Consider the following 13,888-nt stretch of genomic DNA (forward strand, 5'->3'; position numbering starts at 1 on the left):
AATTGAACTTTCATTCTATATTTTTAGATTGGCATCACTCAGGCATATTCAGCCAATGTGGTCCTAAAGGCATTTTAGGTAGCTCAAATTGCTCAGGATAATCTGCATGGATGAAATATAAGCCGTCAGGCGGGGCAGTAATGCCAGCGGCTTTACGGTCTTGGGCTGCAAAAATTTCATCAATGTGGTCAATCTCATACATGCCTTGCCCAATTTCTAACAAACAACCCATGATGTTACGCACCATATGATGTAAGAAGCCATCGGCTTGAATATCAAGCACTAAATAATGTCCGTGACGGATCAACCGACAATGTTTGACATGACGTACAGGCTGGTTGGACTGACAAGCAGCAGCACGGAAGCTTTCAAAATTATGTGTGCCTTCAAATTTCTTGGCTGCTTCAATCATTTTATCAACATCCAATGGATAAAATGCATGTGTTACTTGTTTAAACAGGAGTGCAGGGCGGCTTGGTGATTGGTAAACCACATAGCGATAACGGCGCGCTTTGGCTTTAAAACGTGCGTGGAAATCCTGATCCATTTCTTTGATCCATTGGATAGAAATATCTTTTGGCAGCTGACTATTTGCACCCATGAGCCAACCACGCATTGGGCGAATGGCATTGGTATCGAAATGTGCCACCATATTAGTCGCATGCACGCCCGCATCCGTTCGTCCTGCACCATGTAAAATGATTGGCTCATCCGCAATGGTACTCAGTACCTTTTCTAACGTTTCCTGAATGCTGCGTACGCCAGCTTGTTGAGTTTGCCAACCTTTAAATCGAATGCCACAAAACTCAATACCAATTGCAAAGCGTTGCATAATTACCTCTATTCAGGCTGATTGTCGAAATGATCGTACCAATGGTCATGCCATTGTGCTGAGCTTGGGTATTGTAAATAAATTTTTAAGATTTTGGCATAAAGATCAGCTTGGCTTTGAGTATCGCTGCACAAAATATTGGCATCTTGTATCCATTGGCTAACAGCATAACGCTGATCTAAGTCACCAAAGGGAACTTGACTACTTAAAATAACGGCACAGCCACATTCTTTTAATTTTTTAAACTGCTGAATAATATTTGAATTGACAGCTAAATTGCCCACACCAAAGGCTTGTAAAATGAGAACATGCGGTGGTTGATGGAGCAGCGTGGCAAGATTATTTTCCAATAGTTGCTGTTCTATGGGAAGGATCATCCAATTAAGAATATTTAAGTGTGGTGCTTTTTCAAGATCAGCAAGACTCACAGCATAAGCTTGATTTTGAACATGTGAATGATTTTGCTGTACAGCTTCAACTTTTTTACCATGAAAAGCATCTAATGCAGTGCTATGAACTTTTAAAGCACTATTGGCGTGAAAGACTTGATGGTAAAACGACAAATATACGCCTGATGGAACTTTTAGGACATGCTCTAGTGCAGTATTCAGGTTATCCATCGCATCACTAAATTCACGAGTATCGTTGCCATCAATGCTTAAGAGCGGATATTGACTACCTGTCATGATTACAGTGCAAGAATCTGCTAAAAAGCGTGATAGCACAGCTGCCGCATAACTGAGCGTATCTGTCCCATGAATCACGACAAAATGTTCAAAAGCTTGTTGTTGTAGGCTCTGAATTTGCTGGATCAGCTTTAGCCAAACTTGGGCGGTGCAAGCACTACTGTCTAAAATTGCAGGTGCTTTAAAGCATTCGATCTGTAAATGAGAGGGCAATACACGTTTAAGTTGAGGAATAAACGCTGTTTCAGGCATAGGGGCTAAAGGTTCACCAATACAGCCAAAGGTTCCACCCATATAAATTAAAGCAATTTTTTTGTTCATGATCTTCGACTCAGGATCTTCTGATAGCTGTTTTCAGGGACATGATGTTGGCTACATATTTTAGATACAATAAAAAAGCAGCCATGAATGACTGCTTTATCTTAAAACGAATTGTATTAAGAGGCTATTTGATTGAGTAAATTTTGTGATTGTAGTTTTTGATCTACAGAATAACTGTCTTGATCTTGTGCTAAGAGTTGACGTGCAGCATCATAAGCACCAAGCGTAATATATTGCTCAGCAAGATCGAGATTTAAAGCAATTTCATGGGTATTTAAAACATCCGGGAATGCTTGAGCCAAAGGATCAGATATAGAGCTATCTGTGACTTGAGGTTGATTTTGCTCTTGGATGTCTAAAGTAGGTACTGCTTGTGGCTCTTCAGCAAGATCAAAACTAAAACTTGGTACTGGTTCTATAACAGGCGTATCAAGTTTAAAGTCTAAATGTGTATCTGAAATGCTTGGCTCAGATGTTGTTGTGTCAATATCAATAGGCTCTGAAACGCTTGGTGCAATAGGCGCATCAAAATCCATTTTAAATTCAGTAATGTTATCTACTACAGGAGTAGGTTCGGTCACTGTTGTAGGTGGTGTTGTATCAAAACTAAATTCAAGTGGTGTAGTTTCTAAAGCAGGCGTTGCTATTTCTTCAGCTACAGATGGTGTTGCTGTGCTTGCCTCTAATGTATTTGTCTCTAAACCAAAACTAAAATCAAGTGCTTCATGTGTTTGTGGTTGATTGGCTTTTTTCTCAGGTTCAGCTAAATTAAATGCAAGTTCATTATTTTCAGGCTGAGTCGATTCTTCAACTGCAGGTGTAATCGTTTGCGTAGCTAAACTTGGGGTGAATTCTAAATCAACCAGTTGAGGTGGTATTGTGGTTTCAGTTTCAGTAATGGTTGTTTCAGATGTTAATTCAACAGCTTGAGCCTCAACTTTTGCACTTGGGCTATATTCATTTTGTAATAAGTCAAAACTATTGTTGGCTGTCGTTGGTTTATGGTCAACCAATGCATCAAAAGCATCTGTTGAAACAGGGCTTTTTTCAACAGGTGCCACCACGGGTGTTGTTTCGGTCGCTGTATTGAATTCAATGACATCAATTTTTTGTGTGCTAAGCTGAGTTTTTTTCTCTTCAGCTTGTTGTGCGATTTCCTCTAAATTTAAAGCATGTAAATGTTGCACCAATTGATCAACAGCAAATTCATCTTTTTGTGCCAAATGAATATCGAGTAGATATAAATACAAAGCATGTTGGCGATTATCTTGATTCAACGCTAAATTGATCTGTGCTTCTGCCGCAGAATAATTTTTGGCACTGATTAAACTTTCAATTTTTTGTTTTAAATCAGCACTGACTTCTACAACGGTTTCTTGCACGACAACAGCTTCTGGCTCAGGTGCTTGAGTTTGTTGACGTTGATTGGTACGTGCTGTTTTCGCCACATTCTTTTTGGCGGTTTTTTTGTTGCTGGCTTTTTTGTTGGTTTTACTGTTGCCAGCATCCTGATTGTTTGTTTCGCGTTTTTTTAAAACAATCGCAACCACTAACAATAAAACAAAAGGAATGATATACAACAACATGTTTGGCTACCCCTTCATTGTATCCAATGAACCTTAATTTAAAAAATAGGTGAATTACTTAGGTTTTCTTGCTTGAGCTTGCTGTTGCAATTGTTGCTGAATTTGAGCAAGTCGTGCATTGAGCAATTGAATTCGATTGTTCTTTTCATTTAGAGCTGAACTCAGTTGCGTCACGTTATTTTGTAATTTAACTGTTTTTTCACGTGCTGTCATAACTTTTACAGATAATTCTGTTGAAGTTGTCTTTTGCACACTATTTTGATGCGTTGATGATGTAGTTTGTGATGGTTTTTGATCTGCCACAATGCTCATTTCAGCTTGATTGAGACGATATTTAGTTTTGTTATTGGCTCTTTGTTGTGGTGTTGGTGGTGGAGCGGGTTTAAATTTTTGTTGTGAATTTGGCATTGGCTGCGCCAGATTTAATGCAATACCTTGGCGTAGTCGATTTGGATCACCTTGCACAAAAGCCTGTGGATTATTGGCTTGTAACTGACGCATCACTTCTGGAACACTTTGCTTTGTTTTGGCTGCGATCTTTGTTGCAATTGACCATAATGATTCATTGGCTTGAACTGTATGTTGTCCTTTTGTTGCTGTTGAGGCACTTTTGCTTGTGGTGCAGCCTGTGTATTTTGTGATTTATTTACAGTTTGTGTTGTTTGTTGCTGTGGTACAGGTTTAGGTGTTGACTGTGTAGTTTCAGTCTTGGTTGTTGCGATTGGATGATGTCTTAAGAACGCAGCACGTGTTGCTTCAGCATCTTCACGGATGTTATTTGTTTGAATAGATTGGGTTGATGATGCAGAAGTCGCTTGGGCAGTTGTTGTGTTAGATCCAGTTGTGTTTTGAGTTGCTACATTTAGTGTTGGTAAAGAAGTTGCTGAAAGTGCTTTTGTTGTTGATGTTGCGATGTTTATGGTTTGAGGGCTTTGTTGCGAAGCACTTTCAGGTAAATTTAAAGCAATCTCTTTTTCACTGACAATCATTTGAGGAGTTAAAGCCGTTTCGTTACTCGGCATTGCCATTGGTGCAGGGGCTGCTTGAGTGCGAGGTAAATTGGCTTTGACTTGTTGAATATAGGTTGAACTCCCTTCCTGAATTTTGAGTAAAATATTGAGTTCTGATTCAATCACAGGGCGAGAAGAGGTAATCACAATAACACCACTGCCATCACTTGAACGGCGGGTAAAAAAGTTTAAATGCCCAGGTGGTTGATGTGATGCACGAATATTGATCATGTCTTCTGTGGAGGCAAGATTAACATCAATTTTTTCGTTTGGATTGGAATTGCTAAATTTCATCTCTGCATAGAGCAAATCTCCCGAACTCGATTGGATTTGAATCGGGTCAAGTTTAATTGCAGATACAGATTGTGATGCAATAATAGCTAATATGGCAATTTTTAGTTTGTTATATACGGTCATCGCTTTCATTGCTCTAATGAAATTATCGTCAACTAACTAAGCACAGTTTATGCTTAGTTATTTCCCCAAATAAATTTTTAACCGTATAGTTACATAAAAAAACCGAACTTTACAGTTCGGCTTTCATTTATTTGACTAAAAATCTCAAAAATTAAGCATTTTTATAGTCAATCAGAATGCGCAACATACGGCGTAGCGGTTCAGCAGCACCCCAAAGGAGTTGGTCACCCACAGTAAATGCGCCAAGATATTCTTTACCCATGTTGAGTTTACGCAGACGACCAACAGGTACAGATAAAGTTCCTGTTACTGCAACTGGTGTCAAATCTGTCATCGATGCTTCACGGGTATTTGGAACAACTTTTGCCCATGGGTTCGCATTACGTAAGATATCCTCAATTTCATCAAGTGGAATATCTTTCTTTAATTTCAATGTCAATGCTTGAGAATGGCAGCGCATCGCACCAATACGTACACAGTGACCATCAATTGGAACAATTTGTGCATTGCCCAAAATCTTGTTGGTTTCAACCTGACCTTTCCATTCTTCTTTCGATTGACCACTTTCAAGTTGTTTATCGATATATGGAATCAGTGAGCCTGCTAAAGGTACACCAAAGTTTGCAGATGGGAAACCTTCGCCACGTTGTAATTGTGCAATTTTAGAGTCGATGTCTAAAATTGGTGAGCGTGGGTCATCGAGTAAATCTTTGGTATTATTATATAAGTAGCCCATACCAGTGATCAGTTCACGCATATTTTGCGCGCCAGCACCAGAAGCGGCTTGATAAGTCATAGAAGTTGCCCATTCCACAAGATTGTTTTGGAATAAACCACCTAAGCCCATCAGCATCAGTGAAACGGTACAGTTCCCGCCAACAAATGTTTTAGTGCCATTCACTAAACCATCTTTGATGACATTCATGTTAACAGGATCAAGTACAATAATCGCTTCATCATCCATACGTAATGTTGATGCAGCATCGATCCAATAGCCTTTCCAAGCTTCAGCTTTCAATTTAGGAAAGACTTCAGACGTATAATCACCACCTTGACAGGTAATAATGACATCCATTTGCTTCAGACTGTTAATGTCTGATGCATCCATAAGTGCTGGGGCGGTTTTACCACCAAAAGCAGGGGCTTCACCACCTGCATTACTGGTAGAAAAATAGAATGGCTCAAAATGAGCAAAATCATTCTCTTCAACCATACGTTGCATAAGGACGGAACCAACCATCCCGCGCCAACCGACCAGACCTACTTTCATGTCACTTCGCCTCGGTGCGTTAAAAAATTAATAGGGGGATTCGAGTGTATCAAAAGGACGTGTAACTGCAATAGCTACACAATCAAAACACCAACAATATTGTGCAATATATCTTGTTTATGTTACATGCAAAACTGATATAAATTTATGAATCAATAAAAAATTAAGAATATAAGCGAGCAGATCATGATCTGGATAGAAATTCTGGCGGGGCTGGTGATTTGGTTAAGCTTTTGGTCACTCATCCCGCGTGATGAATGGTGGTTTCGTGGCGCAGATTTTCCACGGCTACAAATTTTAGTATTAGGTGTGATTGCATTCTTATTGCTTATCTTTTGGCAAGGGGAATGGAATCTTCAACGAGAAATTATTCTGGTATTGTTAATCGCTGCTTTGGCATTTCAGTTGAAAATGGTATTGCCTTATACCTTCATATGGAAAAAACAAGTGGCGCAAGTTCGCACTGAACAGCTTGATTTGAATAAACAAATTTCTGTAATTGTATCCAATGTATTAACCCCAAATGATCAGTATCAACTTTTGATTGCTGAAATTGAAAAATATCAGCCTGATCTTGTGCTCACTTTGGAAACGGATCAAACTTGGCAGAAGCAATTGGCGGTGATCGAAAAAGATTATCCTTATCGTGTCCCTGTGCCTTTGGATAATTTGTATGGTATGCATTTGTATAGCAAATTGAAATTGGTCGATACGGATGTCAAATTTATTCTCAGTGATGAAATTCCTTCGATTCATACCACAGTGATCTTACGCTCAGGTCAGCCTGTGCAGTTGTATTGTTTGCATCCTAAACCACCTAGTCCGACTGAAGCGAAAGACTCTACTTTACGTGATGCAGAATTGCTCATCGTGGGTGATCAAATCAAAGATTTGGATGAGAGTTGTATCGTGATGGGGGATTTAAATGATGTGGCTTGGTCAAGAACAACCCGACTTTTTCAACGGATCAGCGGTTTGCTTGATCCACGTGTTGGGCGCAAATATGTCAATACCTTTCATGCAGATTATAAATTTCTAAGGTGGTCATTGGATCATATTTTCCATAGTACAGACTTTGCATTGGTACAGATGCAACGTTTACCCCATATAGGCTCAGACCATTTTCCAGTCTATGTCACTTTGCAAACGGGGCGGATATTTGAAGCAATTCAAGAAGAATTAGAACAAACGGATGCCGATGAACAAGAAGCTCAGGATGCGATTCAGGAGGGCATTGAAAAAGCTGAACGTGAAGAGAAAATAGTCACAGATGAAATTGCACAGGATTATAAGCGTGGCTAAGCGATCATGTGAGATTTGCAACATTTGTACGAAAAAGCTTACGTCTATTTAGGTACTTAGCGGATAGGCAAACTACAGCCGTTGGTTTTAATATAACTCTATCGGCACACGGAGTAGGGAAAGGAAGAGTCCCCTTAAGGAAGACGAAGCCGATGGAAAAATCATCATGGATATGATGTTGGAATGGATCACCAAATACAATAAAAAGAACAGCAACTTGAAAGCACAACCTCATATACCCGAGTTTTGCAGGACGCAGAACTCGGGTTATGCTTTTGGGGATGATAAACATGGATCATTACCCGTTTACATAAAGCGAAATCAGAAAATATTATTTACTTTTCAGTAATTTAAAATTTACATTGTTCATCTAACTCATCTTGCATGTGATGCTTTGCATCTTTATGTAGGGCTATTGGTGTTTTTTATTAAAAATAAATGAAATGGAATATCCGATTTGATCCTTGAGTGTTATGATTTCTCATCAAAATAAACTAGAAATTTACTGTAATGCAAAAGAAAAATTTTCCAGAACTACCAAAACAACTATGGACGGAACATAGCCTAGATCTTACAACTCATCAATATCATGGCAAGTTATTGGATCAAGAACAAGGTTTTGAACTCGGTAAAGCGCAACGTAAAATAACGCCTCGCTCAGAACTCGCTACACTGTCCGAACGTCCCAAAGGTGTCGATGCACTGACGATTTACCATTGGAGCAATGAAGGGCGAGTGGATCTGTTAAAGCCTGTACGTGCTAAACGGATGAGCGTTTCGCCATTTGCCTATTTTCGTGGCATGCCTTCGTTGATGCTTTATGATCTTGCATGGGAAAAAAGCCATTCAGGTTTGATGCAACAAGTCTGTGGCGATTGCCATTTACTGAATTTTGGTGGTTTTGCCAGTCCAGAACGGAATTTATTATTTGGTATCAATGATTTTGATGAAACTTTGGTTGCCCCTTTTGAGTGAGATTTAAAGCGTTTATCGACCAGTTTTATCATTGCAGCACGTGAAATTGGTTTGGAGGAGCGGGTTGGTTTAAAAGCCATTGAAGTGATGTTAAATGCTTATCGTCAACATTTACAGCATTTTAGAACACTTTCACCCTTACAAACATGGTATGAAAAAATCGATGCTGCGGTGTTGTTACAGCATACCGAAGATCAAAAAATCCGTAAAAAGCGTGAAAAGCATTTGGCATCAGCACATCGCCGTACTTCTGCTTCGGTCTTGCCGAAACTGACCGATTATGATGCTGAATCAGGGCATCGTTGTTTTATTGATGAGCCGCCATTACTTCGTCATCCTCAAGAAGGTGAAGTCTTTGCTAAAAATTCTAAGGAGTTTTTTCAGCGTTATCGTGATTCTCTGAAATCAGATCGCCAAGTTTTGTTTGATCGTTATCGTTGTACTGATGTGGCATTAAAAGTGGTTGGTGTGGGGAGTGTGGGTACACGTGCAGCAATTGCTTTGTTTGAAGATGCAGATCGTGAGCCTTTGATTTTGCAAATGAAAGAAGCTAATCCTTCGATTTTAAATCCATTATTTCCTGAAAAAGCCAAACATGAAGGCGAGCGTGTAATCTCAGGGCAACAGTTGATGCAAGCAGCAAATGATATTTTCTTGGGCTTTGCGTCTTATGGTCGAGAGCATCAGCAGTTCTATGTCCGTCAGTTACGTGATATGAAAATTTCGATTGATCTTGAAGATATGGATGATGTGTATCTGTATGAATATGCAGACAGTTGTGGTTTGGCATTGGCACATGCACATGCCAAAGCAGGCAATGCAGATGTGCTGATGGGTTATTTGGGTGAAGGTAAGCAAAGTATTAAGGTACTGCAAGAATATGCTTTTCAATATGCAGAACGTAATGCTGTGGACTATGCACAATTTTTACAGGAAATTGAACAGGGCAAAATCGAAGTTGCAGGGGATGAGGTTTTATAGCATAGCAACTCGATGTGCAGTCTGAGATAAAGCCCAATCAGTCGTTATGTCTATAGCATGATATCGCGACTGATGTGTTGGTGGCTTCAGATTTATTTACACCCTCTTATTTTTTCTGCTGTGCTACTTTTGCAGTCAGTTGTATCGTGTTTGCATCACCATAATCATGGGTATGCACTTGACATGGAATGGTGTATTGCCAACCACAGGCTTTCCACCAACAGATTGCAAACCATTGTTTGGCAAGATCTGCAAATATATGGTGATAATGACTGTTTTGATAATATTCAACCGCCAAAGCAAAAGTTTTTTTAAAATCAATTTTGATTTCAAATGATTGCCCTGCATAAATCTGCTCAGCAGGTGTAGCACTTATTTTATTTTGAACACCTGAATAATAGATCCAAATTTCAGGAATCTCCATACGATCTTCTTGAATGAAAATTTGTACTTCTGCCGAGAGCACATCGTTTTGTAATGGCGTTGCAAATAATTGTTGTAAATGCTCAATTAAGGCAAGTGAATTTGCTTCAAGGAAATTGAGATAGCGTTGTTTGATCTGTGGTTCAGCCAATCCAAATGGAATCATTTTAATTCTCGAATATTTTTAATAAAAAGCCAAACTCAATGATTCAGCTTTTTAATATTAATCTAATGTAAAACTAAGCTAATTCAGTATTTTTTTATAAAGCTGAATGGTCTGATCACACATATCTTTCAGGCTGAACTGCGTCACAGGTGCAACCTGTTGAGGTTGATCAATGTGTAATTTTACAGCATTCAAAAGTGCAGTTTTATCATCTACCGCAATTTTACCTTGAGGATAAACATTTGCCAAAATTTCCGCCACGCCACCTCTGTCCCAACCAATCACAGGCGTACCCACTGACAATGCTTCCAATGCGGTACGACCAAAGGTTTCTGCTTGATTGGACAATGACAGCACCACATCCGAAAATGCCAACCATTCACGAATGTCGGAACGATGCCCAACAAAGGTAATCAGATCACGGAGATTTTTATTTTGAATGGTCTTTTCCAATTCATCCAAATAAGCTGCTTTTTTCGGATCTGCACCACCCACCACAACGGCATGGACTTGCGGATATTGAGCATGTAATTGTTCCATCAACTCAATCAAAGTTTCATGTCCTTTAAGGCGGGTAATACGCCCCGGCAAACAGATCAAAAACTTATTTTCCAATTGTGGAAAATCTTCAAAAGTTTTTTGAAACCATGCAGCAGGTGGCTGATAGCCATGCGGAAATGCCGCAGGATCAATGCCGCGATAAATCCGTACAATGTCTTCAGGTGGGCAGTTTTTATAATTGTCAGTAATATATTTGACTACGCTGTTCGACACGGCAATGACTTTTTCAGCTTGGGTCATGATTGCACTGTAACGGTTAATCGAATAAAAACCATGTACGGTACTGATCAAATGTGGGCGTTTGTCCGCTGCAATGCCTTTAAGTGCAAAATGCGTCAACCATGCAGGCACACGTGAACGGACATGTACAATATCAGGTTGATGTTGTTCGATTAAGCGACGTAAAGGGCGAATTTGCCACAGGCTCGACAAGGCTTTTTTATGAATGGGTAAGGTTAAATGGGTTGTGCCTTCTGCTTCAAGCTCAGGAACTAAACGTCCGCCATTCGACACCACTAAAGATTGATGCCCATCAGCGACCAAGGCTTTTGCTATTTCCAAAGTACCACGTTCTACACCACCACTATTGAGTTCGGGAAGCAGTTGCATTACTTTCATACGTTTTTCCTTACAATCGTGAGGTGGGTGCACAGATTCAAACAGTGTAGTACAGTCGCTTGAAAAATATTAATAAATCTTTTCATAGCCTTCAGGACGAGTTTTAAAACGGCGATGAAACCACATATATTGAGTCGGTGCGATGCGTAATTGATTTTCAATGATTTTATTGACACGGATGGCATCATCAAGTTCATCAGTACTTGGTAAATTATCCACCGCAGGCTCAATCAACACACGATATTGTGGATTTTTAATGTCACCATGACGATAAAAATATAAGGGAATCGCCACCGCTTTTGAAATTTTCAATAAACGGCGATGTGCCGTGACAGTTGCCGCAGGTGTGCCAAAAAAAGGAGCCATCACGCCTTGTTTTAAACCAAAATCCTGATCAGGACTGTACCAAATTGCATCGCCTTCTTTTAAATGGCGAATTAAGCCGCGCATGTCATCATGATCAATTTGTGCTTTATAAATCGTGCCACGACAGCGATAAATCAGCATATCTAACAAAGGGTTATTTTGTGGACGATAGACCACATCAGGCTCAAAATATTGCGCACATAAATAACCACCTGCATCAAGCAAGGTGCTGTGTGTACCTAACAGTAAAATGCCTTTGCCTTCAGCTTGCGCATTTTGGATATGTTCCAAGCCCTCAACAGTCACTCGACCCTTGAACCATTGCGGTGAATACCACGCATTTAAAGTTTCAAATACCCCAATCATCATATCCACAAAAACTTGTCGGGCATTGTCCTGAACTTGTTCGGCTGTCCATTCAGGAAAACACACTTCAAGATTACGAACAGTAGTTTTACGGCGTGATTTCAAACGTTTAAAAGCGACATTGCCTAAAAATGTTGCCAAACGATGTTGAATTGCCCACGGTAAAATCGCAAGTAACATGAGAAATACAATTGCGATCCATATTCCCCAATATTGTGGCAGTAAAAATGCCCAATAAAACTTTCCTGATTCGTAATGATGCTTTTTACTCATATTGATGTGAGGGATGGCGATTGTTTAGATGACTGAAGTTTAACATGAACTAAATTTAAAGACGTAAGGCATTGTTTTATAATCTTGCAAATAAGAATCAGGATGTGATGGCTTTAATTTAATGAAAAGTATTCGATTAATTCAGGGTGATATTACCATTCAAAAAGTAGATGCGATTGTGAATGCTGCCAATACATCATTGCTTGGTGGTGGTGGGGTAGATGGGGCGATTCATCGCAAAGGTGGCGCAGCAATTTTAGCTGAGTGTCAGCAAATTCGTGCCAAACAAGGTGGTTGTGCAGTAGGGGAGGCTGTGATCACCACAGCAGGTGCATTGCCGAGTCATTATGTGATTCATACCGTAGGTCCAACATGGCAAGGTGGAGAGAAACAGGAGAATCAATTATTGCACAATGCATATAGCAATAGTTTGGGACTTGCTGAACAAAAGCAATTGCAAAGCATTGCTTTTCCAAACATTTCTACAGGAATTTATCGTTTTCCAAAATTTGATGCAGCCGAAATAGCAGTGCATAGTGCGGTTGATTTTTTGAAACATGCACAGCATGTGCAAGAGATTCATTTTGTGTGTTTTGATGTGGAAAATTTTAAGATTTATCGACAACAGTTAGCGCAAATTGATGCAGCTGATGTGCAGATTTTGGGTATATAGTAAAATTTACAAAGTTGATTCAAAAATTGAAAGAGATATAAGCACAGCCTCATATTTTTGATCAATTTAAACATCATTCAAGTGTATTTTAAAGTGTGATACGCGAAAGCGTCATCCGTAATTGTTTGAGGCAGGACTACTTTTGTTGTGTATTGTTTTTGCGATGTCATGAATCAATAGCAGGTGGTTGACGAGTTTTGCGGTGAGAAGCAAAGCTTCGCAAGATGGTTTCCTTGCGCAGTTTCACTGCTCTTTTTCCCGAAAGAAAAGTACCTCGAGCCGAAGGCTAATCCCTTAATTAAAACCTGAGTTGTAAGACTCTGCCAAATAGCTTTTAGTAGAGTTAAAAAAGAAATGATAATTACAATGTGCGTAATATAGTTCAGTGAATTCTGCGATTTGCTATAATTTCCAAAATTTTCTTGTTTACACGCCACTATGCGCAATCATTTTCTCGATACTCATAAAGCGATTTTGATCTTCCTTGTGGTCTTGGGGCACTTTGTAGAACGTATGATCGGATGGCGTGATCCTGTGAGCCATACGGTGTTGGGAACGATCTATTTTATACACATGCCTGCCTTTATCTTTGTGTCGGGCATATTATATAAAGATCAAAATTACATTAAAAATACACTGTTTTTCCTGTCACTTTATCTGCCATTTCAGTTTTTATTTGCTGCTTTTGATGCCATTTGGTCAGGGCAAATACAATGGAATTGGAATGTATTCATTAAACCTTATTGGGTGTTGTGGTATCTGATGGGGATGATGCTATGGACAGTCTTGACACATATTTTGTTGAAAATATCCAAATCTTTCACTTTGATTTTTGCATTGTTGATGTCCGTTTTGATCGGCTTAAGCCCTTGGAATAATTATTTATATTCTGTTGGGCGGATTTTTGTATTTTTCCCATTTTTTATTTTCGGTGTGCTGTATGGCAAAAGCATCATTGCAAAAATACAGCAGTTTGCAGCAGGGAAATGGTGGGGTGTAGGTTTTCTGATTGCTTTGATGGCGTTGGTGTATTTCACCCAAATCAATCAATATTGGCTGTAT

The 13,888-nt window shown here is 39.4% G+C and carries 12 protein-coding genes and 1 pseudogene; 4 read left to right on the plus strand and 9 right to left on the minus strand.

The window, feature by feature from the left end; genetic code table 11:
* Nucleotides 1–34 precede the first annotated feature (34 nt).
* From truA to asd, 6 genes are all read right to left on the minus strand, one after another.
* The gene (gene truA, locus AVJ19_RS10275; RefSeq protein ID WP_111859618.1) at nt 35–832 is read right to left on the minus strand and encodes a tRNA pseudouridine(38-40) synthase TruA; all 798 of its coding nucleotides are present in this window, start codon (nt 830–832) and stop codon (nt 35–37) included.
* 8 nt (nt 833–840) lie between these two features.
* A complete protein-coding gene (locus AVJ19_RS10280; RefSeq protein ID WP_111859619.1) occupies nt 841–1,839 on the minus strand; it encodes an asparaginase domain-containing protein in 999 nt (332 codons plus the stop codon).
* 116 nt (nt 1,840–1,955) lie between these two features.
* Nucleotides 1,956–3,425 carry a hypothetical protein gene (locus tag AVJ19_RS10285; RefSeq protein WP_111859620.1) on the minus strand — a complete coding sequence of 490 codons (1,470 nt, stop codon included), beginning with the start codon at nt 3,423–3,425 and terminating at the stop codon, nt 1,956–1,958.
* A 54-nt stretch (nt 3,426–3,479) separates the two neighbouring features.
* On the minus strand, nt 3,480–3,929 hold the full coding sequence (locus tag AVJ19_RS22540; protein ID WP_228203346.1) for a FimV family protein: 450 nt from the start codon (nt 3,927–3,929) through the stop codon (nt 3,480–3,482).
* Complete coding sequence (locus AVJ19_RS10290) at nt 3,926–4,852, minus strand: FimV family protein (protein WP_228203347.1); 927 nt, start codon at nt 4,850–4,852, stop codon at nt 3,926–3,928. The genes AVJ19_RS22540 and AVJ19_RS10290 overlap by 4 nt, the downstream gene beginning before the upstream one ends.
* 151 nt (nt 4,853–5,003) lie before the next feature.
* Entirely contained in the window at nt 5,004–6,122 is a 1,119-nt protein-coding gene (gene asd / locus AVJ19_RS10295; protein WP_111859621.1) for an aspartate-semialdehyde dehydrogenase, read from the minus strand.
* A gap of 186 nt (nt 6,123–6,308) precedes the next feature.
* Here asd and AVJ19_RS10300 point away from each other — a divergent pair, with 186 nt between their 5' ends.
* Together AVJ19_RS10300 and AVJ19_RS10305 are read left to right on the plus strand one after the other, a co-directional pair.
* Nucleotides 6,309–7,424, plus strand: a complete 1,116-nt coding sequence (locus tag AVJ19_RS10300; protein WP_111859622.1) for an endonuclease/exonuclease/phosphatase family protein — start codon at nt 6,309–6,311, stop codon at nt 7,422–7,424.
* A 510-nt stretch (nt 7,425–7,934) separates the two neighbouring features.
* Nucleotides 7,935–9,380, plus strand: a pseudogene (locus tag AVJ19_RS10305) (DUF2252 domain-containing protein).
* Between the two features lie 106 nt (nt 9,381–9,486).
* On the opposite strand, the gene AVJ19_RS10310 reads toward AVJ19_RS10305, so the two are convergent.
* The 3 genes from AVJ19_RS10310 to AVJ19_RS10320 form a co-directional block, all read right to left on the minus strand.
* A complete protein-coding gene (locus AVJ19_RS10310) occupies nt 9,487–9,969 on the minus strand; it encodes a hypothetical protein (RefSeq protein ID WP_111859623.1) in 483 nt (160 codons plus the stop codon).
* Nucleotides 9,970–10,047: 78 nt separating this feature from the next.
* A complete protein-coding gene (locus AVJ19_RS10315; protein WP_111859624.1) occupies nt 10,048–11,148 on the minus strand; it encodes a glycosyltransferase family 4 protein in 1,101 nt (366 codons plus the stop codon).
* A 69-nt stretch (nt 11,149–11,217) separates the two neighbouring features.
* Nucleotides 11,218–12,153, minus strand: a complete 936-nt coding sequence (locus AVJ19_RS10320) for a lauroyl acyltransferase (RefSeq protein ID WP_111859625.1) — start codon at nt 12,151–12,153, stop codon at nt 11,218–11,220.
* A 121-nt stretch (nt 12,154–12,274) separates the two neighbouring features.
* On the opposite strand from AVJ19_RS10320, the gene AVJ19_RS10325 reads away from it, so the two are divergent.
* Both AVJ19_RS10325 and AVJ19_RS10330 read left to right on the plus strand, forming a co-directional pair.
* Nucleotides 12,275–12,826: an O-acetyl-ADP-ribose deacetylase gene (locus AVJ19_RS10325; protein WP_111859626.1), complete on the plus strand. Its 552-nt coding sequence runs from the start codon at nt 12,275–12,277 to the stop codon at nt 12,824–12,826.
* A gap of 438 nt (nt 12,827–13,264) precedes the next feature.
* Nucleotides 13,265–13,888 (plus strand): acyltransferase family protein (locus tag AVJ19_RS10330; RefSeq protein ID WP_323580424.1); only part of this gene is annotated, 624 nt, incomplete at its 3' end.

This window comes from Acinetobacter sp. CFCC 10889, from assembly GCF_003268395.1.
Taxonomy (GTDB): Bacteria; Pseudomonadota; Gammaproteobacteria; order Pseudomonadales; family Moraxellaceae; genus Acinetobacter.